Below are 24,042 nucleotides of genomic sequence, written 5' to 3' on the forward strand. Positions count from 1 at the left end.
CCTTTTTTCGCTTACTTTGCGGCCGAAAAAACACAAGGGATGAAGAACGTTCTGGTCATTTATTTTACCCAGTCAGGACAACTTGCTGAGATTGCCAAAAATGTGGCATTGCCGTTTGAAACAGATGGCGACACTCAGGTTGACTATCATCAAATCAAACCGCTACAGCCATTTCCTTTTCCGTGGGCCAAGGATAATTTCTTCGATGCGTTTCCGGAATCGTTTTTACAAATCCCGACCGAGCTTGATCCTGTTCCGAACGAAATACTGAATAAGAAATACGACCTGATACTTTTCCACTACCAGGTTTGGTATCTGTCACCATCCATCCCCATCAATTCCTTCCTCAAAAGCGCCGATGCTGCCGTGTTGCTCAAAGATACGCCGGTCGTGACCATTTCCGGTTCGCGCAATATGTGGATCATGGCGCAGGAAAAAGTGAAGAAATTGCTTTTCCAGGGCGGTGCAAAACTCGTCGGGAACATTGCCCTTGTAGACCGTGTGGGAAATCTTACCAGTGTCATCACCATTGTGGAATGGATGTTTACGGGTGTCAAAAAGAAATATCTGGGCATATTTCCGTTGCCCGGGGTTTCGGATAAAGACATAGCCGAATCGACTAAATTCGGCCACATCATTTTGAACCACCTCAAGTCAGGGAATTTTGACGGAATGCAGGCCGAGCTTGTCAAAGCAGACGGTGTACGCATTAGTTCCTACCTGACGCTAGTGGATAAGACAGGTAATAAAATCTTTAAAAAGTGGTCGAATTTTATCATATCCAAAAAAGATTCACGCAAATCATGGCTTAAAGTATTTTATGTTTATTTGTTTCTGGCAATTTGGGTAATATCGCCAATTGTCTATATCTTGCACCTTTTAACGTATCCCCTGAAGCTGAATAAAATTAAGAGAGAAGCCCTTTATTTTCAAGGGGTTGAGGAGAATAAGTATGTTTGACGTATATATTACCAAAGCGGGTAAATTCCTGCCGAATGAGCCGATACAGAACGATGATATGGAAACCTATCTCGGAATGATCAACGAGACGGCATCGAAAGCCCGGCGACTGATACTTCGGAACAATAAAATTGTGAGTCGCCATTATGCTTTGGATAAAGAAGGAAAAAGCACGCACAACAATGCCGAAATGACGCGTAATGCCATCGAAACCCTTTTCGGTTCCGGCTTTGCGTCAAGCGATATGGAATTGCTTTCGTGCGGTACTTCGACCCCCGATAATTTCCTGCCTTCACATGCGGCAATGGTGCATGGGTTATTGAAAAACCAATCGGTTGAACTCAATTCTTCCACTGGTGTTTGTTGCGCCGGGATGAATTCGCTTAAATACGGATACCTTTCCATCAAATCAGGCAATACGACGAATGCCGTTTGTACCGGTTCCGAAAAAGTATCTACCTGGATGGTAGCCGATAAATACGAGCAGGAAGTCACCAACCTTAAAAATTTAGAGGAACAGCCTATCATCGCGTTCAAGAAAGATTTCCTCAGATGGATGCTTTCAGACGGAGCGGGCGCTTTCCTTCTTCAGAATAAGCCTAACGAAAACGGGCTTTCCCTTCGCGTAGAATGGATGGACGCGTATTCGTATGCCCACGAACTCGAAGCCTGTATGTATGCCGGAGGTGATAAGAACGAAGATGGCAGCATTAAGCCGTGGAGTGATTACGATCCGTCGGAATGGCTGAAAGAATCAGTATTTTCAATCAAACAGGATGTGAAACTGCTCGATAAGTACATTCTTGAAAAAGGCGTTGAAAGCATGGTTTCGACGTTGGAAAAGAATAAATTTTCAGTTGACGAAATTGATTATTTCCTGCCCCATGTTTCTTCGCATTATTTCGTGGCCGGATTGAAATCTGCCATGTCGGAAAAAGGCATTTGTCCGGCAGACGAAAAATGGTTCATGAACCTGCAACGCGTCGGAAATGTCGGATCGGCATCGATTTACCTGGCTTTGGAAGAATTGTTCAATTCAGGGAAACTTCAAAAAGGACAAAAAATCTTGCTTTCTGTACCTGAAAGCGGGCGTTTTTCTTTTGCATATGCCTATCTTACCGTAGTCTAATGGAATTTTCCGGAACCACATACGACAGCGAATTCGTCGGGAACCTTATCCCTCAAAAAACGCCTTTCGTGATGGTCGATAAACTGTTGTCATTTACGGAGACTTCGATCGAAGCGGGCCTTGATATTTCCGCAGAAAACATTTTTGCAAACCACGGGCATTTTGCCGAAGCCGGACTCGTCGAACACATGGCCCAAACGGTCGCGCTCCACACCGGTTATCAGTTTTACCTGAGAAAAGAGCAGGCGCCTACGGGTTACATCGGGTCGATAACCTCGTTGGAAATCCATTCGCTCCCGCCAGTCTATTCTACATTGATATCACGTGCCGAAATACTCCAGGAATTCGCCGGAATCACGTTGGTCGACGTAACAACAAGCTGCAACGGAGTCGAAATCGCGAAAGGCCAACTCAAAACCGTACTCGCCAAATGAACGAATATCCAATCGACATAACGCATTACCTGCCGCATCGCGAGCCGTTTTTGATGGTCGATTTGATAACCAGCATGGATCCCGAACATGTGGAAACCCAATTTACGTTGCTTCCGGATAATATTTTTATTGATGCTTCGGGATGTTTTTCAGAATCCGGATTAGTTGAAAATGCGGCGCAAACCTGTTCGGCTATCGTCGGCAAAGGATATTCCGAAGATGCCGAAGGGAATGAACAGCCGGACTCGAATGTCATTGGTTTCATCAGTGCCATAAAAACACTTAAAATCCATAGTTTGCCATGTGTCGGTGATGTGATCCGTACGTATGCAACCCTGATTTCCAATTTCGTGACCGACGATTATACCTTGTGTACCATGGGCTGTAAAACCCAATGTGGTGATACGGTCTTACTCGAAGGCGAAATCAACCTTTTCATCCAGCAGCAACCGTCTCAGCCTGTTGCGAAATCCAACGTTTAGCGGTACTTTTGCCCTTTAGCTTTTAGTCGTTCCGATGTCTTGGACGATTAAATTATTTTGGAAATTTTACCTATGAAACAAGACGAAGTTCCACAAGACGAAGGAAACCTTTCCAAAAAGAATGTGCGCGAATTGCTGTATGCGACAGATAAAGACGGCAATTACACCACCGCTTTAAGCACCGGATGGGAACCGAAATCCATAGCGTTATCAAATTCGCTTGAGGTCATCAACGAGCGGATCGAGGAAGCCAAAAATGATTTCAAGGCTGGAAAATCAAGCCCGATTCCGTATTTCATGGAACTGGCCAAAATGGATCTTCCTATTCTGGCGAGTTATGTCGGGATGTGGCAATGGCGCGTCAAACGTCATTTCAAACCGTCTGTTTTTGCCAAACTGAACGACAAGATACTTTCCAGATACGCCGAGGCTTTCGATATCACGACATCGGAACTCAAACATTTTAAAGCCGACTGATGGAACTAGGATTTACACACCACCAATCGGCCCATTGCGAAAATGGTGTCGCTTCCAACCTGCTCAAACACCAGGGATTCGATATCAGCGAACCGATGATTTTTGGAATCGGCTCCGGATTGTTCTATGTCTACATTCCGTTTTTGATGGTTAACCATGCGCCGGCGATCTCATATCGGCCAATGCCGGGAACCATTTTCAACAAAGCGGCCAAACGGCTTGGATTCAAGGTCAAACGCGTCAAATTCTCGAATCCGAAAGAAGCTGAAAAAGCCTTGGACGAAAACCTCAAAAACAATATCCCGACCGGGCTTCAGGTAGGCGTATACGGCCTGAGTTATTTTCCGGACGAATACCGTTTCCATTTCAACGCCCACAATTGCGTGGTTTATGGAAAAACAGAAACCGATTACCTCGTCAGCGATCCGGTCATGGAAACCGTGACCACGTTGACGCATAAGGAAATGGAGAAAGTGCGTTTTGCCAAAGGAGCTTTTGCGCCAAAAGGCCAGATGTATTATCCGACCTCAATTCCAACAAAAGCCGATTTGCCAAAAGCCATCATCAAAGGAATCAAGGAAACGTGCCGAGATATGTTGGCTCCGGTGCCTATCGTCGGGGTCAAAGGAATTCGTACCGTTGCCAAAATGATTGCGAAATGGCCCGAGAAAAAAGGCGTGAAGGTTGCGAATCATTATCTGGCGCAAATTGTCCGGATGCAGGAAGAAATTGGTACAGGCGGCGGCGGTTTCCGGTATATTTTTGCCGCCTTTCTTCAGGAATCGGCAGAAATACTGGGAAAACCGGAACTTCGCGAGTTGTCTTTCGAAATTACGAAAATTGGTGATCAATGGCGTGACTTTGCACTGGAAGCGTCGCGTGTCTATAAAAATCGGTCGTCTAAAAAAGATGTTTACAATTTATTGTCTCAGGAATTGCTCAAAATTGCCGACCTTGAAGAAGATTTCTTCAAAAAATTAAAAAAAGCGATTGCCTGATTTGAACAAGATCATCGACATACACGAACTCGCCAAAAAATACAAAGGCGCCGATCACTATTCGGTAAACCCTATTACTTTTTCTGTTCTTGAAGGCGAAGTATTTGGTTTGCTCGGTCCGAACGGTGCCGGAAAAACCACGTTAATTTCCATGCTTTGCGGCTTGCTTGATCCAACTTCGGGTTCGTTTGAAATCGACGGAAAAACGTATGGCGGAAATGCATCGGAACTCAAAAAAATCATCGGCGTCGTACCTCAGGAATATGCGTTGTATCCGACGTTATCGGCTACCGAAAACCTGAACTACTTTGGAAGCATGTACGGCCTCAAAGGCAAAGACCTCAAGAAAAAAATTGCGGACAGCATCGAAATACTCGGGTTGACCAAATTCGCATCGAAACGCATCGATACGTATTCCGGCGGCATGAAACGACGCATCAACCTGATTGCCGGAATCCTGCATAATCCAAAAGTATTGTTCCTCGACGAGCCGACTGTTGGTGTGGACGTACATTCCAAAAACGTCATCATCGAATACCTTAAAGAAATCAACCAACAGGGAACGACTATCGTTTACACCTCGCACCACATGGCAGAAGCCGAAGATTTCTGCAGCCATATCGCCATCGTTGACCGTGGAAGAATTTTCGCCGAGGGAAAACCCAACGATCTCATCGATGCAACGCCTGAAGCCAGAAACCTCGAAGATGTTTTTCTTTCTCTAACCGGAAAAGCCCTTCGCGATGCATAAACTGTGGCAATCGATACGCAAGGAATTGCTGTTGCTCAGACGCGACATTGGCGGCGTCATCATCCTTTTCGCCATGCCATTGGTGCTTATTATTGCCGTAACGCTTATCCAGAATGCAGCCTATCAACGCTCCGGAGATGTCAGAATCCCAATCCTGATAGTTGACAATGATAAAGGCAATGTGTCAAAATCGGTTTTCGATAACATGAACCAAAGCCATGCATTCGAGCTTATCACCAAAAAAGAGGGTGTCGATTTGACCGAAGATTCGGCCAAAGACGCCGTTTTCAGTGGACAATATCAGCTTGCGATAATTCTTCCACAAAATCTAAGTGCCGATCTACAGGCTAAAATAGACCAGAACGTGGACAAGATGCTGACGAGTTTCGGTATGGGCGATTCGACAAAAATAAAAACACCCGAACGTGAAATCGGGCAAAAAACGGTCAAATTGTATTTCGATCCCGCGGTCCAGATGAGTTTCAAGACGGCCGTAATGAACAACATCGACAAGATGATCTCGCAAATAGAAAGCAAATCCATTTACGATGCATTCAACGAACAACTCGGTGCCGCCGGGCAACCCTCGTTCGAGCAAAAAAGTTTTATTGCTTTCAAAGAAATAAATCCGACCGTAAACAACAAAGAAGTCAAGCCCAACGCGGTCCAGCACAATGTTCCGGCGTGGACGTTATTCGCGATGTTCTTTATCGTAATCCCGCTTTCGATCAATATGGTCAAGGAAAAAAGCCAGGGAACGTTCATTCGCTTGCGGACAAATCCGGTTTCAAGTGCCGTTGTGATTGGCGGTAAAACCGTGACGTATCTTATCATTTGTATCATACAATTCTATATGATGCTTGCTGTCGGGATTTGGGTTTTCCCACTTTTGGACTTGCCTGCACTCAATGTAGATGCGAACTTTTTTATGCTGACGTTGGTAGCTGTTTTTTCAGGTTTAGCCGCCACGGGTTACGGAATCCTGGTTGGGACGATTGCAAAAACACAGGAACAATCGGCTCCGTTTGGGGCGACTTCGGTCATTATACTCGCGGCAATCGGAGGTGTTTGGGTTCCGGTTTTTGCGATGCCAAAATTCATGCAGATCGTTGCTATGTGTTCGCCCATGAATTGGGGCCTCGATGCTTTCTATGACGTATTTTTAAGAAACGCCGGAATTCGTGAAGTGCTTCCGGAAATCTCATTGCTTTTTCTGTTCTTTGCCGCCACAATAACCATCGCCTTGCTGTATGACAAAAAGAAAAGATCTGTATAAACTGATTCCGGAACTGACCGTCAAGCATGAAATACGCGTGCGGTTCAACGAATGCGATCCGCTTGGAATCGTATGGCATGGCAATTATATCAAATATTTCGAGGACGGACGCGAAGCTTTTGGTCGTAAACACGGTATTTCTTATCTCGATGTGATGCACAGTGGCTTTTCTACGCCAATTGTCACATCAAATTGCAAGCATCAGTTATCCTTGAAATACGGTGATGTCGCCACCGTAAAAACCGAATATTTCGATTCTCCCGCAGCCAAAATCGTATTGCGATTCACCATTTACGACACCAAAGGAAACGTTTGCTGTACTGGAGAAACCGTTCAGGTCTTTTTGGATTTAGAAGGCAATCTGCAACTTTCCATTCCGCCGTTTTACCACGAATGGAAACAAAAAAACGGATTGCTGTGAGCGAAAAAATCTATACAGGTCCGGCCAATATCATAACGCCTTTGGGATTTTCGACAGATGGAAATTTCAATAAGTTGCTATCCGGCGAATCAGCGATTTCACGCCATGAAAACAGTTGGATGCCGCATCCGTATTTTGCGTCTGTCATTGACGAAGTTTTGTTAGACAAGGCTTTCGCCGATGTTTCAGCCGATGCAAATTTCACCAAACTTGAAAAAATGATGATCCTCGCCTTGCAGCCTGCAGTGGCTCAATCGGGATCAGGTTTAAATAAAAAAACGGCTTTTATCCTTTCGACGACAAAAGGGAATATCACGGCGCTTGAACAGCATGATGTCGAAAAAGCAACATTGCATCAATTGGCCAAAACCATTGCCGGTTTCTTCAAATTCCAATCAGAACCTATCGTCATTTCGAATGCCTGCGTTTCCGGAATCATGGCTATGAGTGTCGCGAAACGATTGATGCAATCGGGAATGTACGATGATGCTTTTGTGGTCGCCGGGGATTTGGTTTCTGAATTTGTCCTGTCCGGATTCAACTCTTTCCAGGCCATGAGCGATGCACCATGTAAGCCGTATTCTAAAAATCGTACAGGTGTAACGTTGGGTGAAGCGGCTGCGGCTGTTTATCTGACAAAAGAAAAGACAAAAGCATCGGCTGAAATTCTGGGCGATGGATCTATAAACGATGCCAATCATATTTCCGGCCCGTCGAGAACTGGCGAAGGTCTGTTCCTGAGTGTCGAAAGTGCCTTGAAAGAAGCGAATATATCGTCTGAAAAAATCGGTTTTATTTCCGCTCACGGAACCGCTACGCCTTTCAATGATGAAATGGAAGCGATTGCGTTCAACAGATTGAGTCTCGGTCAAATTCCGCTTCACAGTTTAAAAGGGTATTACGGACATACACTCGGTGCATCCGGATTATTGGAAGCGGTGATTGGGATTGAGGCGATGAACCGCGGAAAACTGATTGCGTCCGCAGGGTTCGATGAAATCGGCGTGAGCGAAAACATCAATGTCATTGCGCAAAATGCTGATGCTGACATCGATTACTTCCTCAAGACAGCTTCGGGTTTCGGAGGATGCAATACGGCTGTGGTTTTTGGGAAGGTAATTTGAAAATTGCGAGATTTGAAAATTTGAAAATGGGTACATCACTTTACATAGAAAATTATTGCATCATTGAAAGCGGAAAAATCCTGCTTGATGGAGTTGAGGTTTTTTCATCGGATGCAGATTCATTCGCCGATTTTTCAAAAGAAGCGTTGCGACATTTCACGATCCAGTATCCGAAATTCTTCAAGATGGATCATTTGAGCAAACTGGCATTCTTAGGATCGGAATTGTTACTGAAGGATTTGTCCGGTAAAGAAAATACGGCCTTGCTTTTTGCGAATGCATCATCGTCTCTGGATACTGATATCAACTACCAATCATCTATTTCCGACAAGGAAAACTATTTCCCAAGCCCGGCGGTTTTTGTCTACACGTTGCCGAATATCTGCCTTGGCGAAATAAGTATCCGCCACCAATTGAAAACCGAAAATTCTTTCTTTATATTTGGCGCGTTCAATCCGGAATTTATGTTCGGATACGCTGAAAATCTGATACAAACGCAAAAAGCCCAACGTGTTCTTTGCGGCTGGACGGAACTTTTAGGTGATGAATACAAGGCATTTTTGTACGTCGTTTCAAAAGACGGAAAAATCGCCCATACCATTGAAAATTTAAAAGCACTATACGAGAATTAACATGGAAGCATTAAAACAGGAACTGAAGGAAAAGATTATTGCGGTATTGAACCTGGAAGACATAACTCCGGCGGATATTGCCAACGACGCACCGCTGTTTGGAGAAGGATTAAGCCTTGATTCCATTGACGCACTCGAATTGATCGTGTTGCTTGACAAAGATTACGGCATCAAACTGACCGATCCGAAAGAAGGAAAAGCCATTTTCCAGAGCATCGACACGATGGCGGATTATGTGACGACGCACCGCACCAAGTGATTTGAAAATTTGGCAATTTGAAAATTTGAAAATGCCACTCAGGTATTTGAAAGTCAATGAATAAAGGTGTAGCCATTACCGGAATGGGAATCATTTCTGCCATTGGAAACAATGTGGAAGAGAATTTCCATGCGCTGACTTCGGGTCAAAAAGGCATTTCCCCAACCGATAATATCGATACGGTACATAAAGGTGAAATCAAGTTCGGCGAAATCAAAAAAACCAATGCGGAACTGATTGTCGAATTGGGTTTGCCGCCGGATAATAATTTTTCACGGACGGCGCTTCTCGGAACTTTGGCTGCGAAACAAGCGGTTGAAAATGCCGGGATTTCCGATGTCAATTCTTACAGAACCGGTTTGGTCAATTCGACTTCGGTGGGCGGAATGGACACGACCGAGAATCATTATTACGAGTATTTCGAAAAACCGGAAACCGTAAAATACATTGCGGCCCATGACGGAGGCGATGTGTCCCAGAAGATAGCCGAAGAACTCGGGTTGCAGGGTTTTGTCACGACGATTTCCACGGCCTGTTCGTCTGCAGCCAACGCGATTATGCTTGGGGCGAGAATGATCAAAGCCGGAAAATTGGATCGTGTGATTGTTGGCGGAACCGATGCGTTGGCCAAATTCACCATCAACGGTTTCAAGACGCTGATGATCCTGACCGATTCTTACAACACGCCTTTCGATAACGACCGCAAAGGATTGAACCTTGGCGAAGCTGCGGCTTTTTTGGTTTTGGAATCTGATGCCGTGGTGGAAAAGGAAGGCAAAAAAGTACTGGCAAGGGTTATCGGATACGCCAATGCGAACGATGCGTATCATCAGACCGCATCTTCTGAAAACGGAGAAGGCGCGACTTTAGCCATGAAAAAAGCGTTTGAAGTCGCCGGGATTTCGCCGGAAGAAATCGACTACATCAATATGCACGGAACTGCGACGCCGAACAATGATTTGAGCGAAGGCCGGGCCGTGTTGCGCGTATACGAAGGAAAGAATGTTCCCGATTTTTCATCGACAAAAGCATTTACCGGACATACACTGGCTGCCGCGGCTGCTATTGAAGCCGTTTACAGCGTGCTTGCCATTCAAAATGGAGTCGTATTCCCGAATTTGAATTTCAAGACCAGAATGAACGAATTCGATTTGCTTCCGCAGACCGAAATAAAGCATAAAAATATCGATAAGGTGCTGTCGAATTCCTTCGGGTTTGGCGGAAACTGTTCGACCGTAATATTTTCAAAGGACTAGATGGGAAAGACTTTTATCAACGGAATCGGCTGCGTTTCGGCTCAGGATACGGTGAACGGATTTCCATCTGAGTTCATCATCGATCCATCGACCAATTATCTGGAAATCGTAAAGCCCGACTACAAGGATTATTTTTCGCCTATTGCTTCACGCAGAATGGCCAAAGGGGTCAAAAATGGTATCGTTGCGTCAACCGTCGCTATGAAAGAAGCCGGGAACGAATCGCCGGACGCCATCATCACTGGAACCGGAATGGGTTGCATCGAGGATTCAGATAAGTTCCTCAAAGCCATCATCGATAACAAAGAGGAATTTTTGACGCCGACATCGTTTATTCAATCCACTCACAATACGGTGGCTTCGACCATCGCGATAAATCTGGGATGCAAGGCATATAATTTCACGTATGTCAATGGTGCGGTTTCGTTTGAATCGGCTTTGTACGATGCGAAATTGCAGTTAGATGCAGACGAAGCACATTCGGTTTTGATTGGTGGCGTAGAGGAAATGACCGAATACACCAAGTCGCTTTTCAAACTCGCAGGTTTTATCAAGCCGGATGATTCCGGGCCGCATAACATTTTGGAAGCCGACACAAAAGCCACAGTTTTCAGTGAAGGCGCGACATTTTTTATGCTGGAAGACGAGCGGAAAGATTCCACTTATGCCGAAATTCTCGATGTTGAAATCGTCAACAAGCTGACTCCGGAAGAAGCGGCGGAACATGCTGAAGCTTTTATCCGTAGAAACAATCTGACCTTGCACGAAATCGACGCTGTCGTTTTAGGTTACAACGGCGATTCGGAATTCGACGGATATTTTAAGGCTGTCGCCAAAAACTTCGATTTTGCGCCCCAGATGTATTACAAACACGTAAGCGGCGAATACAATACGGCTTCGGCTTTTGGGTTGTATGTTGGGGCGAACATTCTTAAATCACAGCAAATTCCTTCTGATTTGAAGGCAAATGACGAAAGTCGGCCGGCATACAGGAATATGCTGCTTTACAATCAATATCGCGGTCTAGATCATAGTTTTACGCTAATCAGCGTGTGATGAAACATCTTTTGGTCAACATAGTTTTTTGCACCTTGCTGATCGCGATGGGAATCTATGCGTCCAATTTCGGGTTGCATTTGGGTTGGTTTTTATTGGCCGGAATCATATGGTTTTCCATAATCCTGATTGGGTCGAGTTATATCTGGAGCCAATATCATGTAAAGGCGTATCTGGGAAATCCATCGGAAAAGGAAAACAAAATTTCGCTGACTTTTGACGATGGGCCGTCTGAATTCACGCCAAAAGTGCTCGATCTGCTTTACGAATTCAATGTCAAGGCGACGTTCTTTTGTATTGGCAAAAATGTAGATTCACATCCTGAAATCGCAAACCGAATCGTATCTGAAGGCCATCTGATAGGAAACCATTCGTATTCCCACAGCAAGACGTTTGATTTTTTAGGGACAGATGCGGTTGAATCGGAACTGAACCAAACCGATGCATCGATTGAAAAAGCAACGTCAAAGAAAGTCCGGTTTTTCCGTCCGCCATATGGCATTACGACACCAAAGATCGCAAGGGCGCTCAAACGGACGAAACACGATGTGATTGGCTGGAACATACGCTCTAACGATGGCATCAGCTCTGACGGGAAAAACATTTTGAAACGAATCGAAACCCGTTTGAAACCCGGTGGAATCATACTCATGCACGACACATCGGCGGTAAGCGTATCCGTGCTGGAGCAATTGTTGTTAACTTTGCGCCACCGCAATTTTACCGTGGTTCCCGTTACGGAACTGCTCAAACTAGAAGCTTATGAATAGATATTTTTTATTTTTTATTTTTATTTTTTTCGGCTCCTTTGCGCAAGACCGTAAAATGGACGCCACCGAAATAAAGGCTTTCCGCGAAGCCGTCAATGCAAAATCTGCAGCCATAAAATCCATGACGACAGACTTTACGCAATATAAGCACATGGATTTCCTGTCGAAAGACGTGGAAACGTCGGGCAAAATGGCGTTCAAAGAACCGAATACACTGTTATGGGAATATAAAAAACCGTACAATTATTCCATCGTTTTCAAAAACGGCAAAATATCGATCAACGACGAAGGCAAGAAAAGCCAGATGGATGCGAGCGGCAGTAAAATCTTCGCTAAAATCAATAAGCTGATCGTGGGAAGTGTAAGCGGCAATCTGTTCGACGACAAGGAATTCACCATAAGTTACTTCACGAATGCCAATTTCAATTTTGCGCGATTGATCCCGAAAGATGCCGCGCTCAAGAAATACATCAAGGAAATCGAACTTAGTTTTTCTAAAAAGGAAGCAACGGTGGAACAAGTCCGTTTGCTTGAGTCCGATGCCGATTACACCAAAATAGTCTTTAAAAACAAAGTCCTGAATGCGAAGGTTGACGACGCTGCTTTTCGCAATTAGCCTGTTCGCATCTTCATGCGGCAGTGGGCTTTCTTCAATGAAACCGACAGGTTCGGTCATTGAGAACACGTATTTTTCAAATCCGGAAACAGATTATGTCTATCGGACTTCAATCGAAATTTACGGACATGACCTGGGTGGAATTCTTATCATCAAAAAAACTTCCCAAGGCACACACCGATTGGTCTTGACGACAGATTTCGGCAACAAGCTCATTGATGCGACCATGACCAATGGCGTGCTTACAGTCAATAGCATCGTTGAAGAATTTGACAGGAAGCTGTTGATCAGGACACTTGAAAAAGATTTTTCGGTGATTTTAAGGGATTCGTTTCCCATTTATTCTTCTGACGCGACCGATGTTCAGCATTTCTCTATTATTGGAGACGAATCTTATGAAATTATCAAAGGACTTCATGGCATCGAAAAAATCGTCCGAAGCAAAAGAAAACCCAAAGCCGAATATACATTTAAGGCCGAAAACGATATTTTTGCCCACGAGATACACATCCGGCATTTCGATCTCAAACTGGAAATGGATCTCAAATCACTAAAACCAACCGAAAAATGAAAAAACTGATTCTAATTGCGCTTTTCTCACTTGCTGCTTTTCCTTCTGTAGCCCAAGTAAAATTCCATCCCGGAATACGTATCGGGGCCAATTTCTCCAAGTTTACCGGAAGCGGTACCTATGACGATTACTACTACGACAGCAATGCAACCTATCGCGATTATAGTTTCAAGACAGATTTTTACGTTGGTTTCGAAGGCCGGATACGCTTCACCAAACGTTATGCACTACAACCGGAACTGACGTACAGCCGTCAGGGCAGCGAATTCAAAAGGTCGATCTACGATTATAACACAGACTCATACACTACCTACGAAACCAAAGGGGATTTGGGCTATATGTCTCTTGGCATCATCAACAAACTGTACATTGTAGACAAATTCCATTTCCTGGCAGGCCCGACGCTTGACATACAGGTGAACCACAGTCGCAACCTTGACATCGACGTTCCGTTCGATTTTGGTTTTGTGGCTGGTTTCGGATCAGAGATTACAGAGAATTTCGGAATCGAGGCAAGAGTGAAAAAAGGAATTTTGCCGGTAATCGATAATGCCGATGAAAACACCACCAACTTAGTGTTTTCCATAGGTGGAACGTTTACCTTTTTCTAATCCAATCCTTACCAACTTATGCTCCTGAAAGATTTTTATACGGTAAACGACCTAACATCTGAAGACGGAAAACACACGGCCCACATCCATATAAATGCAGGGCATGAAATCTTCAGCGGTCATTTTCCCGGAAACCCGGTTATGCCCGGCGTTTGTATGATGCAAATCATCAAGGAGCTGACGGAGCGTATTTTAGGATCGGGGTTGATGATGGTAAGCATTTCCAACGTCAAATTTATGGCGCTGATCAACCCGGAAGTTAATTCGGAGTTAAAACTTGAGCTTGAGGCATCTGAAACGTCCGAAGGTCTTGTTAAAGTTAAAAATACAACGTATTTTCAGGATACAGTCGCCCTTAAATTTTCGGGCATGTATAAAAAACCGTTGTTATGAAATTTATCATTGCCCTCATCAGCTTAACCTTACTTACTGGAAAAGCGGATATTTCAGAAGTACGTAAATTATATCCTGAAGCTGCCAATTCCAAAGAGAAGGCAGATGCTTTCCACAAATTGCTGTCGAACGTATCAGATTCCGATAAGGATAAATCACTTGTCGCTTACAAAGGATGTTCAGAAACGTTACTTTCTAAATATTCCGGTGTTCTTTCTGGAAAAATAAAGCACATGAAAGCAGGAGCCAAACTAATTGATGCTGCCGTTGCTGCCGATTCCGACAATGCAGAAATCCGTATGATCAGATTGAGCGTCCAGGAAAATGTTCCCGCAATTGTAGGATACAAGGATAAAATCGGGGAAGACAAAGTGTTTCTTTTGGCCAATTGGGAAAAGAGCGGTGCTTTGAAAGACTATATCAAAAACTTTATGCTGCGTTCCAAAAGCTTCACCAAAGAAGAAAAAGCGACGCTTAAATAAAGAGTGCATCCCATGGAGTACGAATTGAACCGCCCGGATTTGTGCGTCATCATCCCGACGTATAACAACCAAAAGACACTTGGGCGCGTCATTGATTCGGTACTTTTTTATACCTCGAATGTCATTGTAGTAAATGATGGTGCGACCGATTCGACTGCTGACATACTTTCTTCATACGACAACCTCACGATTGTAACCCACCTGAAAAATTCGGGAAAAGGAACGGCATTGCGCAACGGGTTCGCCAAGGCTCGTGAATTGGGTTTCGGGTATGCGATTACGATTGATTCGGACGGACAGCATTTCGCTTCCGATTTGCCTGTTTTTGTAAATGCCCTTGAAGAACAAGGCGATGGAATTTACATCGGAAGCCGCAACATGACCCAGGAAGGTGTTCCCAAAAAAAGCAGTTTCGGTAATAAATTCTCCAATTTCTGGTTTTGGTTCGAGACAGGGATACGACTCGAAGACACCCAATCTGGTTATCGTCTGTATCCGCTGAACCGAATCCCTAAAAAATCGTTTACGCGTAAGTTCGAATATGAGATCGAGGTCATCGTCCGTTCCGCCTGGAAAGGGATTCCGGTAACCAATGTTCCCATACAGGTCAAATATGATCCGGATGAACGGGTTTCGCATTTCCGTCCGTTCAAAGACTTTACGAGGATCAGCATTCTAAACACGGTTTTGGTGACTATTTCACTATTCTGGATCCATCCGAGAAACTTCATCCGTCGGTTAAAAAAAAAAGGGATCAGGAGATTCTTTCTTGAAAATGTAATCCATAACGAAGATTCGCCTCGCAAAAAAGCACTGTCAATCGCACTTGGCGTTTTTATTGGGATTTCTCCGTTTTGGGGTTTCCAGACCGCATTGGTCATTTTGCTTGCGGTTGTCTTCAAACTCAACAAAGCCATCGCTTTTGCGTTTTCGAATGTGAGTATTCCGCCCATGATTCCGTTTATCATTATCGGATCGCTGCAGATTGGCTCTCTGTTTTATGATTCCGGTGCGCCGATATTCTTTGACCATACGCCTTCGATGGAAGATATAGGCAATCATTTTGTCCAATATCTGATAGGAAGTTTTACTTTAGCGGCTCTGTGCGCAGTCTTTTCCGGATTACTTGGTTACGCCCTGCTTTCGGCTTTTCGAAAACGCGTTCAGGCTGTTTGAAATGCATCGGTTTTTTTACTCCATACACCAGCTAATTTCCCGCAACAAAACGTTGGCGGCGATTGCATCTGTATTGGTTCTGGCGGTTTTCACATTCTTCGCCTCGAAGCTTAAATTCGAGGAAGATATCACCAAACTGATTCCGGTCAACGGAAAAAAAGATGTGACGGCCAAAGTATTGAAGCAGATGAATTTTGCCGATAAGATTACGGTCATCATCCAATCGGAACAACAAAATCCGGCCAATCTGCAGCAAGCCGCACAGCAATTCCTCGAGGAAACAGATAAAACCTGCAAACCCTACATAGGCCAGATCCAGGGAAAAATCGCCGACGAAAACATACAGCAGACCATCGATTTCATCTACGATAACCTGCCGTTGTTTTTAAATGATGCAGATTATGCACAGATTGCCAAAAAAATAAATACCGACAGCCTTTCGCAGACGGTAACCGCGAATTACAAGTCGATTTTGTCACCATCGGGAATGATAACCGCCGATTTCATCAGGCGCGATCCATTGGGCATGACTTTTATCGGGCTTAAAAAATTACAGCAGCTTCAGTTGGGTTCAGATTTTACGCTTGACAATGGTTTCATTATGACCAAAGACAAGAAGACGCTGTTACTGTTCCTGACACCGAAACAATCGTCCACCGAAACGGAGCAGAATACATTACTTGCCCAAAAGCTGTACGCTATCCGCGACAAGATAAATACACAATTCAAAGGCAAAGCCGAACTCAGTTATTTCGGGCCGGCCCTGATTGCGGTCGCCAACGCCGATATCATCAAACACGATGTCTGGCTTACGACAATCCTCGCGATGACGGCATTGATGGTCATCCTGATTCTGTTCTACCGAAAGATCTTCATTCCGCTCATCATTTTCCTGCCGACGGTTTTTGGGGCGTTGTTCGCGCTTGCCGTGTTGTACTTTTTCAAGGAAACCATTTCGGCTATTTCACTCGGCATCGGAGCTATTTTGATTGGCATTACGATAGATTATTCGCTCCACATACTCACGCACCACAAACACAACAGCGACATTGCGACCTTGTATAAAGATGTGACGAAGCCACTGTTCATGAGTAGTTCCACGACGGCTCTGGCGTTTTTGTGCTTGCTTTTGGTGCAGTCGGAAGCATTGCAGGATTTAGGGATTTTTGCGGCTGCGATAGTAATGGGATCGGCTTTTTTCTCGCTGATTATCGTACCTCAGTTGTACAAACCGAAAGCGGATAATTTCGCCCACAAAAAGAACTTCATAGATAAAATGGCCGCGTTTTCATTTGAACGCAACAAATGGCTGATCGGCGGTTGTGTCTTGTTGATTATTGTCTGTTGCTTTACGTCGGGCAAAGTCAAATTCGATAACAATCTGTCCAAACTCAATTACATTCCGCCCGATATCAAAAAGGCCGAAAAAATCCTCGAAAAAAGCAGCAGCCTGACGTCGAAAACCATTTATGTCGCGGCTTATGGCGATTCTGAAGAAGCGTCGTTGCTCGAAAACAGAGACTTGTTCGAACGGCTTTCGGAACAACAAAAGCAAGGTAAGATTATCGGGTTCAGCTCACTCGGAGGCATTGTATTGTCAGCTGCCGACCAAAAACAAAAAATAGAACAGTGGAACAAATTCTGGACGCCACAACGAAAACAGCTGATCCAACAGACGCTTGTTTCGGAAGGTGCGAAAATGGGTTTCAAACCGAATACGTATGCACCGTTTTTCGAAGCAATTGATGCGGAAAGACAACCTATCGGTATAAAGGATTACGAGTCGCTTGAAGCGTTGCAGATAAAGGAATTCATTGCCGCCAAAAACAATTTCCACACGGTTTCTACTTTGGTAAAAGTCACCGATGCACAACGGGAGGCTTTTATCAATTCGGTTTCTTCCCACAGAAAAGTCATCGCGATCGATCGCCAGCAAATGAATGAAACCTTTTTGGCAAGGCTTCGGGACGATTTCAATACGCTTGTAAACTACTCGTTCATTGCGGTATTATTGATCCTGTTCGTGTTTTTCAGGCGTGCCGCTTTAGTCTTGATTGCCGCTATTCCAATTGTGCTTACGGGTTTGGTTACGGCCGGAATCATGGGCATGTTCGACATCGGCCTCAATATTTTCAGTACCATTGTGTGTACGCTGGTTTTTGGGCACGGTGTAGATTTCAGCATTTTCATGACAAGCGCGTTGCAAAAGGAATATACCGACGGCAAAGACGAAATGCCGGTGTACCGGACTTCAATCATACTAGCCGCATTGACTACGATTTTGGGTGTCGGCGCTTTGATTTTTGCCCGTCACCCATCGCTTAAATCCATATCATCGGTGTCTTTGATCGGGGTTTTTGCGGCTATCGTGATGAGTTTCATTCTCTATCCGGTAATTTTCAGGGCGTTCTTTTTCCTGAGGCTTCATAAAGGCCAGGCACCTTTGCGTTTGAGACGTACGTTGCATTCTTTGTTTTCGTTCGGGTATTACATTCTTGGCGGATTTGTATTATCTGTTTTCAGCGTCATTGGAATGAAATTGTTGCCCATATCGAAGCAGAAAAAACTCAGATGGTTCCATGCGGCCATGTCGGTATTTATGGGCTCGGTACTCAAAACGAATGGCTTTGTCAAAAAGAGAATCCGCAATCTGCACCATGAAACTTTTGAGAAACCAGCCATAATCATTGCCAACCATAGTTCGTTCCTCGACATCCTTGCCATGGGAAGCCTGAATCCAAAGATTGTTTTCCTGGTAAGTGATTGGGTGTACAATTCGCCGATTATAGGCCGCGGTGTAAGACTTGCCGGTTTTTATCCGGTTTCGAACGGAATCGATAATGGCGTGGAGCATCTGCGTGAAAAAGTGGAACAAGGATTTTCGCTGATGATTTTTCCGGAAGGAACACGATCGGTCGACAATTCCATCAAACGATTCCACAAAGGCGCTTTCTATCTGGCCGAACAATTCAAATTGGATATCGTGCCAATCATCATCCATGGCTATTCCGAAGTCGCGCCAAAAGGAGATTTTATATTGTATACTTTTCCGACAACGGTTGAAATCCTGCCGCGCATCACTCCGGAAAACCAGAAATTCGGATCGGATTTCGCCCAGCGCACCAAAAAAATCAATACCTACATGCGTGAAAAATACCGCGATGCCCGACAGGAATTCGAAGGCCCGGATTATTTCAAAAAACGCATTGTTGAAAGTTTCGATTACAAAGAACAGGAAATCGAAAAGGCAGTTCGTGCCGATTTGAAATCGAATTCAGGAGTATATTTCAAATTGGGGAAACAGATTGGCCCGAATGCAAAAATCCTTCATATTGCCAACGATTACGGGCAATTGAATATTTCATTGGCATTCGGGGAACCGTTGAGAAACATCGATTGTTTTATTGCGGATGAAGAAAAACGGAACATCGCAAAAACGAATTACGTCAACAAAATCCGGCCGATACACTATTTGGACAGATTAGATCAGGCGACACAAAACAGGTATGATATTCTTCTGATTTCAGCTAAAGATTTCGATATAAATGCAACACCATCAGCCATTCAAACCATTATAGTGCTGGATAATGTTATTTTTGCCGAAAAATTGGAACGTTTGGGTTTTGATAAGACCATGGAAGAAGACAAAATCACGATATTGAAAAGATGAAGCAGAAATATGACGTAGTGATCATCGGCAGCGGACTCGGCGGTCTTTCCACGGCTGTTATCCTGGCAAAGGAAGGTTATAAAGTCTGCGTGCTTGAAAAGAACAACCAGTTTGGGGGAAATCTCCAGACGTTTGTGCGCGACAAGACCATTTTCGATACGGGAATCCATTATATCGGCGGATTGGCCGAAGGCGAAAACCTGAACCGTTATTTCAAATACCTAGGAATCATGGACGGGCTCAACATCCGGAAAATGGATGAAGATGCTTTTGATATCATATCGTTCGCAGATGATGGGTCGGAATATCCACACGCCCAAGGCTACGATAATTTCACGGACCAGCTTGTTGAGTTTTTCCCCGAGGAACGTACAAATATTGACGAATACTGCCGGAAAGTGCGTGAAACCTGCGATTCTTTCCCGCTGTATAATCTGGATAGCCAAGGTAAATACGACCAGGATATCCTTGCCCTCAACGCCAAAGAGCTCATAGATGCTTCCACCGAAAACCAACGGTTGCGCGATGTCTTGGCCGGATCGAATTTCCTCTACGCCGGAATTCCGGAAAAGTCGCCGTTTTATGTCCATGCGTTGTCTGTCAATTCCTATATCCAGAGTTCGTGGCGCTGTGTGCATGGCGGTAGCCAAATCACCAAATTGCTTATCAAAGAACTCAAGGCTAACGGAGGCGAAACCTATAAATACCGCGAAGCCATAAAGATCAATTCAGACGGAACCAAAGTCACTTCAGTGATTATGAAGGACGGTTCCGAAGTCGCGGCAGATATCATCATTTCCAATATCGAACTCAAAACGACGCTCGATATGGTGGGTGAGAAGTCATTCAGGAAAGCTTTTTATGAACGGGTCAAAAGCCTTGAAGGAAGCCTGTCCGCGTTTAGCCTGTATATCGTTTTCAAGCCTGAAAGTTTTCCGTACCTGAACCACAATTACTATCATTTTTGCAAAGGTGCCGGTGTTTGGGATGTATTCGATTACGATGAACAAACCTGGCCGAAAGGCTACATGGCATCAATGAACGCCAGAAGCCAGAACGACAAATGGGCCGATGGGATCACGTTTATCACCTACATGAAATACGACGATGTCAAAACCTGGAAAGACACGTTCAATACTACTGCCGAAAAGAACGACCGGGGCGAAAGCTACGAGGAATTCAAAACGAGAAAGGTCGAGAAGTTCCTGTCGATAATCGAGCAGAAGTTTCCCGGAATCAGGGATCATATCAAATCGGTACACACATCCACACCGTTGTCTTACCGTGATTACATTGGCGGGTTTGAAGGAAATATGTACGGTTACGTCAAAGACTGCGAAAGTCCCATGAAGACGTTTATCCCGGTCAAGACAAAGCTTGAAAACCTATATTTTACAGGGCAAAGCGTGAGTATGCACGGCGTTTTGGGTGTTACGATAGGAGCCGTCCTGACGTGTTCCGAAATTGTCGGAAAGGAATATCTGGTAGACAAAATCGTTAAGGTAACTGAGTGATGGATATCCGGGGATTTTTCCGCTGTCTGGCACTGTCCGCACTAGTTCTGCAGATTTCGTGCGGCACATCAAAATCACTGCATCATAAACCGCAGCTCGAAGGTTTTGACAGCATCCGGCCGGTCGTTGAAAAAGTATCTTCAGAAAAATTCATTTCGGGTAATAATTTCCTGCTGAAGAACAAGCAACAATTGTGGGAACTTTACGTAACCGGCGATCCGTTGCACAGAGGTTTGGTGACAGGAGCCTTGGAAGATTCATTACTAAGGAAACAGGAAAAGGTTTTCTTCTCCAAAATCGAGGAAATCGTACCGTCCAAAGGGAAACAAAAGCTGTTGCGAAAGCTGCTTACATGGTACAACCGCAAATTATACCTGAACGTCCCGGAAGAATATAAAACCGAAATCTATGGCGTTTCGCGCTATTCGTCACACGAATATGATTTTATCGGGCCGCCGTATCTGAGAAGCCTGTATTTGCACGGCGCCCACGATATCGGCCATGCGATGCAGGATCTGATGCTCGTAGGATGTTCGTCTTTTGCGGCCTGGGGCGATAAATCGGCCGATGGGAAACTGATCCTCGGACGTAATTTTGACTTTTATGCCGGAGATGATTTCGCCAAAGATAAAATCGTTTCTTTTGTAAAACCAGATTCCGGCCATGCATTCATGACGGTCACGTGGGCCGGAATGATCGGTGCCGTTTCCGGAATGAACGACCAGGGTTTGACCGTTACCATCAACGCTGGAAAATCCAAAATACCGCTGATCGCCAAAACCCCAATCTCAATCCTGACGCGCGAAATCCTGCAATATGCCTCAACGATTGATGAAGCCGTCTCCATCGCAAAAAAGCATGAGGTTTTTGTTTCGGAAGCCATTATGGTCGGAAGTGCCAAAGATGGGAAAGCCGCTTTGATTGAAGTGGCTCCGAAAGGTTTCGGGGTTTACGAAGTGCCGAATTCCGCAGATCAGTTGTTGTGTTCGAACCATTTCCAAAGTGAAAATTTAAAGAACGACAAACGGAATCTGGAACAGATTGAAAACAGCCATTCCAAATACCGTTATGAAAAGTTAGTCGAAGATTTTGATTTGAATCCGAAGATTACCCCTGAAATAGCGGCCTCGATCCTTCGCGATACGGAAGCTTTGAAAGGCGGATTGCCACTTGGCTACGGAAACGAAAAAGCACTGAACCAGCTGTTGGCGCATCACGGCGTCATTTTCCAACCGAACGACCTCAAAGTCTGGGTTTCGGCGAATCCGTATCAATTGGGCGAAATGGTGTGTTATGACCTGAATACCATCTTCAACAAACCACATGATGCCAAAAAACTGGAAACGTTGGCTCAGACCCGATTTGATATCCCGCAAGATCCGTTCGTGAAATCGGAGGCGTTCAAAAACTACGAATTGTACCGGATCGAAGACCGTAAAATGGACGTTTTCCTTGAAAAAAAATCAGGTCTTTCCGATGCATTTGTCAAAAATTACCAATCTTTGGATTCGGACCTTTGGATTGTGTATTTCAAACCGGGTCAATATTATTACGACACTAAAGAATACGCGAAGGCCAAAGTGGAGTTTGAAAAAGCGCTGACCAGGGAAATCACCACGCTTCCGGCCAAACAGCATATAGAAAAGTATCTCAAAAAGATTGACAGAAAACTGCGATGATCCCAAAAATAGAAATGGCGCCGCCAGACGAAATCCGTGAATTCCAGCAAAAGGAATTGACGAGAACGTTGTTTTATGTTGCACAAAATTCTCCGTATTACAGCCGGTTATTCTCTGAAAAGAACATCGATGTCAAGTCAATCAGGTCACTCGAAGATTTACACAAACTTCCGTTCACCACAAAAGCCGACATCCAGCAATTCAACGACGATTTCCTGTGTGTCCCATCGAATAAAATCATCGATTACGCCACGACTTCGGGAACATTAGGCGATCCGGTGACGTTTGGACAGACCGATGCGGATCTGGACCGATTGGCGTATAACGAAGCCATTTCGTTCGACTGCGCTGGAATAAAAGAAGGCGATGTGGTCCAATTGATGACCACAATAGACCGCCGTTTTATGGCTGGGCTTGCCTATTTTTTAGGCCTGAGGAAGATGAAAGTCGGAGTCATTCGCGTTGGTGCCGGAATCCCCGAACTGCAATGGGATTCGATCCGGAAGTACAGACCCACGCACCTGATCACGGTTCCGTCATTTTTGCTGAAGCTTATAGAATACGCCGAAGCACATGGCATCGATTACAAAAACTCAGGTATAAAAGGGGCTGTTTGTATTGGAGAAGCCTTGCGCAACCAGGATTTTTCAGACAGTACGTTATCACGCAAAATCGCAGAAAAGTGGGATATCAAACTGTATTCGACTTATGCATCGACCGAAATGAGTACCGCGTTTACCGAATGTGAACATGCCATCGGCGGCCATCATCACCCCGAACTTATCATTGTCGAAACCATCGGGGATGATGATAAACCTGTGCCTGAAGGACAGCCGGGCGAACTGGTCATTACGACTTTAGGTGTCGAAGGCATGCCGCTGGTTCGTTTCAAAACCGGCGATATTGTCCAGATCCATCGCGAACCCTGCAACTGCGGACGAAATACGCTTCGTGTCGGGCCAGTCCTGGGTCGCAAACAGCAAATGATCAAATACAAAGGAACGACGCTTTATCCGCCGGCAATGACTGATGTTCTCAATGGTTTTGGGAATATCGAGGCACATATCATAGAGATTTCCACCAACGACCTCGGAACCGATGAAATCATCATAAAACTCGCCGTCAAGGAACAATCGGAAGAATTCCTGCGCGAAATCAAAGACCATTTCCGGGCCAAGTTGCGCGTTACCCCAAAAATCGAATTCACGACAAAGGAAACCCTTGCGCCAATCATCAATAACCCGATGAGCCGGAAACCGGTTACGTTTTTCGATTACAGATAAATGTAGAGACGTAACACTATTG

General features: G+C 44.8%; 25 protein-coding genes. All 25 read left to right on the forward strand.

What is annotated here, in order from left to right; genetic code table 11:
- Nucleotides 1–39 precede the first annotated feature (39 nt).
- Nucleotides 40–960: an NADPH-dependent FMN reductase family protein gene (locus tag G6047_RS06560; RefSeq protein WP_169526689.1), complete on the forward strand. Its 921-nt coding sequence runs from the start codon at nt 40–42 to the stop codon at nt 958–960.
- Entirely contained in the window at nt 953–2,089 is a 1,137-nt protein-coding gene (locus tag G6047_RS06565) for a beta-ketoacyl-ACP synthase III (RefSeq protein ID WP_169526690.1), read from the forward strand. Before G6047_RS06560 ends, G6047_RS06565 begins: the two co-directional genes overlap by 8 nt.
- Nucleotides 2,089–2,523 (forward strand): hypothetical protein, encoded by a 435-nt coding sequence (locus G6047_RS06570; RefSeq protein ID WP_169526691.1) that lies wholly within the window; start codon nt 2,089–2,091, stop codon nt 2,521–2,523. Before G6047_RS06565 ends, G6047_RS06570 begins: the two co-directional genes overlap by 1 nt.
- Nucleotides 2,520–3,005, forward strand: a complete 486-nt coding sequence (locus tag G6047_RS06575) for an ABC transporter permease (RefSeq protein WP_169526692.1) — start codon at nt 2,520–2,522, stop codon at nt 3,003–3,005. The genes G6047_RS06570 and G6047_RS06575 overlap by 4 nt, the downstream gene beginning before the upstream one ends.
- Before the next feature lie 72 nt (nt 3,006–3,077).
- The gene (locus tag G6047_RS06580; protein WP_169526693.1) at nt 3,078–3,482 is read left to right on the forward strand and encodes a hypothetical protein; all 405 of its coding nucleotides are present in this window, start codon (nt 3,078–3,080) and stop codon (nt 3,480–3,482) included.
- Nucleotides 3,482–4,480: a BtrH N-terminal domain-containing protein gene (locus tag G6047_RS06585; RefSeq protein WP_169526694.1), complete on the forward strand. Its 999-nt coding sequence runs from the start codon at nt 3,482–3,484 to the stop codon at nt 4,478–4,480. Before G6047_RS06580 ends, G6047_RS06585 begins: the two co-directional genes overlap by 1 nt.
- 1 nt (nt 4,481) lies before the next feature.
- A complete protein-coding gene (locus G6047_RS06590) occupies nt 4,482–5,231 on the forward strand; it encodes an ABC transporter ATP-binding protein (RefSeq protein ID WP_169526695.1) in 750 nt (249 codons plus the stop codon).
- On the forward strand, nt 5,224–6,507 hold the full coding sequence (locus G6047_RS06595) for an ABC transporter permease (RefSeq protein WP_169526696.1): 1,284 nt from the start codon (nt 5,224–5,226) through the stop codon (nt 6,505–6,507). Before G6047_RS06590 ends, G6047_RS06595 begins: the two co-directional genes overlap by 8 nt.
- A complete protein-coding gene (locus G6047_RS06600) occupies nt 6,482–6,928 on the forward strand; it encodes an acyl-CoA thioesterase (RefSeq protein ID WP_169526697.1) in 447 nt (148 codons plus the stop codon). Before G6047_RS06595 ends, G6047_RS06600 begins: the two co-directional genes overlap by 26 nt.
- Nucleotides 6,925–8,052, forward strand: a complete 1,128-nt coding sequence (locus G6047_RS06605; protein WP_169526698.1) for a beta-ketoacyl synthase N-terminal-like domain-containing protein — start codon at nt 6,925–6,927, stop codon at nt 8,050–8,052. The genes G6047_RS06600 and G6047_RS06605 overlap by 4 nt, the downstream gene beginning before the upstream one ends.
- A 26-nt stretch (nt 8,053–8,078) precedes the next feature.
- Entirely contained in the window at nt 8,079–8,684 is a 606-nt protein-coding gene (locus G6047_RS06610; RefSeq protein ID WP_169526699.1) for a beta-ketoacyl-[acyl-carrier-protein] synthase family protein, read from the forward strand.
- A 1-nt stretch (nt 8,685) separates the two neighbouring features.
- Nucleotides 8,686–8,943, forward strand: coding sequence for a phosphopantetheine-binding protein (locus G6047_RS06615; RefSeq protein WP_169526700.1), 258 nt, complete (start codon nt 8,686–8,688; stop codon nt 8,941–8,943).
- 56 nt (nt 8,944–8,999) lie between these two features.
- A complete protein-coding gene (locus tag G6047_RS06620; protein WP_169526701.1) occupies nt 9,000–10,199 on the forward strand; it encodes a beta-ketoacyl-[acyl-carrier-protein] synthase family protein in 1,200 nt (399 codons plus the stop codon).
- Entirely contained in the window at nt 10,200–11,255 is a 1,056-nt protein-coding gene (locus G6047_RS06625) for a beta-ketoacyl synthase N-terminal-like domain-containing protein (RefSeq protein ID WP_169526702.1), read from the forward strand.
- Complete coding sequence (locus G6047_RS06630) at nt 11,255–12,025, forward strand: polysaccharide deacetylase family protein (RefSeq protein ID WP_169526703.1); 771 nt, start codon at nt 11,255–11,257, stop codon at nt 12,023–12,025. Before G6047_RS06625 ends, G6047_RS06630 begins: the two co-directional genes overlap by 1 nt.
- Nucleotides 12,026–12,080: 55 nt before the next feature.
- The gene (locus tag G6047_RS06635) at nt 12,081–12,641 is read left to right on the forward strand and encodes an outer membrane lipoprotein carrier protein LolA (protein ID WP_169526704.1); all 561 of its coding nucleotides are present in this window, start codon (nt 12,081–12,083) and stop codon (nt 12,639–12,641) included.
- Nucleotides 12,607–13,212, forward strand: a complete 606-nt coding sequence (locus G6047_RS06640; RefSeq protein ID WP_169526705.1) for a hypothetical protein — start codon at nt 12,607–12,609, stop codon at nt 13,210–13,212. The genes G6047_RS06635 and G6047_RS06640 overlap by 35 nt, the downstream gene beginning before the upstream one ends.
- Complete coding sequence (locus G6047_RS06645) at nt 13,209–13,823, forward strand: porin family protein (RefSeq protein WP_169526706.1); 615 nt, start codon at nt 13,209–13,211, stop codon at nt 13,821–13,823. Before G6047_RS06640 ends, G6047_RS06645 begins: the two co-directional genes overlap by 4 nt.
- Nucleotides 13,824–13,841: 18 nt before the next feature.
- Nucleotides 13,842–14,216, forward strand: a complete 375-nt coding sequence (locus G6047_RS06650; protein ID WP_169526707.1) for a hotdog family protein — start codon at nt 13,842–13,844, stop codon at nt 14,214–14,216.
- Complete coding sequence (locus tag G6047_RS06655) at nt 14,213–14,698, forward strand: hypothetical protein (protein ID WP_235946506.1); 486 nt, start codon at nt 14,213–14,215, stop codon at nt 14,696–14,698. The genes G6047_RS06650 and G6047_RS06655 overlap by 4 nt, the downstream gene beginning before the upstream one ends.
- Before the next feature lie 12 nt (nt 14,699–14,710).
- Nucleotides 14,711–15,874, forward strand: coding sequence for a DUF2062 domain-containing protein (locus tag G6047_RS06660; RefSeq protein ID WP_169526708.1), 1,164 nt, complete (start codon nt 14,711–14,713; stop codon nt 15,872–15,874).
- Nucleotide 15,875: 1 nt separating this feature from the next.
- Nucleotides 15,876–19,544, forward strand: a complete 3,669-nt coding sequence (locus G6047_RS06665; protein ID WP_169526709.1) for a 1-acyl-sn-glycerol-3-phosphate acyltransferase — start codon at nt 15,876–15,878, stop codon at nt 19,542–19,544.
- Nucleotides 19,541–21,058: a phytoene desaturase family protein gene (locus tag G6047_RS06670; protein WP_169526710.1), complete on the forward strand. Its 1,518-nt coding sequence runs from the start codon at nt 19,541–19,543 to the stop codon at nt 21,056–21,058. The genes G6047_RS06665 and G6047_RS06670 overlap by 4 nt, the downstream gene beginning before the upstream one ends.
- A complete protein-coding gene (locus tag G6047_RS06675) occupies nt 21,058–22,737 on the forward strand; it encodes a C45 family autoproteolytic acyltransferase/hydolase (RefSeq protein WP_169526711.1) in 1,680 nt (559 codons plus the stop codon). The genes G6047_RS06670 and G6047_RS06675 overlap by 1 nt, the downstream gene beginning before the upstream one ends.
- The gene (locus tag G6047_RS06680) at nt 22,734–24,020 is read left to right on the forward strand and encodes a phenylacetate--CoA ligase family protein (RefSeq protein ID WP_169526712.1); all 1,287 of its coding nucleotides are present in this window, start codon (nt 22,734–22,736) and stop codon (nt 24,018–24,020) included. The genes G6047_RS06675 and G6047_RS06680 overlap by 4 nt, the downstream gene beginning before the upstream one ends.
- The last annotated feature ends 22 nt before the right edge of the window (nt 24,021–24,042 follow it).

This window comes from Flavobacterium silvaticum, assembly GCF_012911565.1.
GTDB lineage: Bacteria > Bacteroidota > Bacteroidia > Flavobacteriales > Flavobacteriaceae > Flavobacterium > Flavobacterium silvaticum.

What these genes read in the sequence shown, in the direction of transcription:
- G6047_RS06560 (WP_169526689.1), top strand. Translation starts at nt 40, where the DNA reads ATGAAGAACGTTCTGGTCATTTATTTTACCCAGTCAGGACAACTTGCT.
- G6047_RS06565 (WP_169526690.1), top strand. Translation starts at nt 953, where the DNA reads ATGTTTGACGTATATATTACCAAAGCGGGTAAATTCCTGCCGAATGAG.
- G6047_RS06570 (WP_169526691.1), top strand. Translation starts at nt 2,089, where the DNA reads ATGGAATTTTCCGGAACCACATACGACAGCGAATTCGTCGGGAACCTT.
- G6047_RS06575 (WP_169526692.1), top strand. Translation starts at nt 2,520, where the DNA reads ATGAACGAATATCCAATCGACATAACGCATTACCTGCCGCATCGCGAG.
- G6047_RS06580 (WP_169526693.1), top strand. Translation starts at nt 3,078, where the DNA reads ATGAAACAAGACGAAGTTCCACAAGACGAAGGAAACCTTTCCAAAAAG.
- G6047_RS06585 (WP_169526694.1), top strand. Translation starts at nt 3,482, where the DNA reads ATGGAACTAGGATTTACACACCACCAATCGGCCCATTGCGAAAATGGT.
- G6047_RS06595 (WP_169526696.1), top strand. Translation starts at nt 5,224, where the DNA reads ATGCATAAACTGTGGCAATCGATACGCAAGGAATTGCTGTTGCTCAGA.
- G6047_RS06600 (WP_169526697.1), top strand. Translation starts at nt 6,482, where the DNA reads ATGACAAAAAGAAAAGATCTGTATAAACTGATTCCGGAACTGACCGTC.
- G6047_RS06610 (WP_169526699.1), top strand. Translation starts at nt 8,079, where the DNA reads ATGGGTACATCACTTTACATAGAAAATTATTGCATCATTGAAAGCGGA.
- G6047_RS06615 (WP_169526700.1), top strand. Translation starts at nt 8,686, where the DNA reads ATGGAAGCATTAAAACAGGAACTGAAGGAAAAGATTATTGCGGTATTG.
- G6047_RS06620 (WP_169526701.1), top strand. Translation starts at nt 9,000, where the DNA reads ATGAATAAAGGTGTAGCCATTACCGGAATGGGAATCATTTCTGCCATT.
- G6047_RS06625 (WP_169526702.1), top strand. Translation starts at nt 10,200, where the DNA reads ATGGGAAAGACTTTTATCAACGGAATCGGCTGCGTTTCGGCTCAGGAT.
- G6047_RS06630 (WP_169526703.1), top strand. Translation starts at nt 11,255, where the DNA reads ATGAAACATCTTTTGGTCAACATAGTTTTTTGCACCTTGCTGATCGCG.
- G6047_RS06635 (WP_169526704.1), top strand. Translation starts at nt 12,081, where the DNA reads ATGGACGCCACCGAAATAAAGGCTTTCCGCGAAGCCGTCAATGCAAAA.
- G6047_RS06640 (WP_169526705.1), top strand. Translation starts at nt 12,607, where the DNA reads ATGCGAAGGTTGACGACGCTGCTTTTCGCAATTAGCCTGTTCGCATCT.
- G6047_RS06645 (WP_169526706.1), top strand. Translation starts at nt 13,209, where the DNA reads ATGAAAAAACTGATTCTAATTGCGCTTTTCTCACTTGCTGCTTTTCCT.
- G6047_RS06650 (WP_169526707.1), top strand. Translation starts at nt 13,842, where the DNA reads ATGCTCCTGAAAGATTTTTATACGGTAAACGACCTAACATCTGAAGAC.
- G6047_RS06655 (WP_235946506.1), top strand. Translation starts at nt 14,213, where the DNA reads ATGAAATTTATCATTGCCCTCATCAGCTTAACCTTACTTACTGGAAAA.
- G6047_RS06660 (WP_169526708.1), top strand. Translation starts at nt 14,711, where the DNA reads ATGGAGTACGAATTGAACCGCCCGGATTTGTGCGTCATCATCCCGACG.
- G6047_RS06665 (WP_169526709.1), top strand. Translation starts at nt 15,876, where the DNA reads ATGCATCGGTTTTTTTACTCCATACACCAGCTAATTTCCCGCAACAAA.
- G6047_RS06670 (WP_169526710.1), top strand. Translation starts at nt 19,541, where the DNA reads ATGAAGCAGAAATATGACGTAGTGATCATCGGCAGCGGACTCGGCGGT.
- G6047_RS06675 (WP_169526711.1), top strand. Translation starts at nt 21,058, where the DNA reads ATGGATATCCGGGGATTTTTCCGCTGTCTGGCACTGTCCGCACTAGTT.
- G6047_RS06680 (WP_169526712.1), top strand. Translation starts at nt 22,734, where the DNA reads ATGATCCCAAAAATAGAAATGGCGCCGCCAGACGAAATCCGTGAATTC.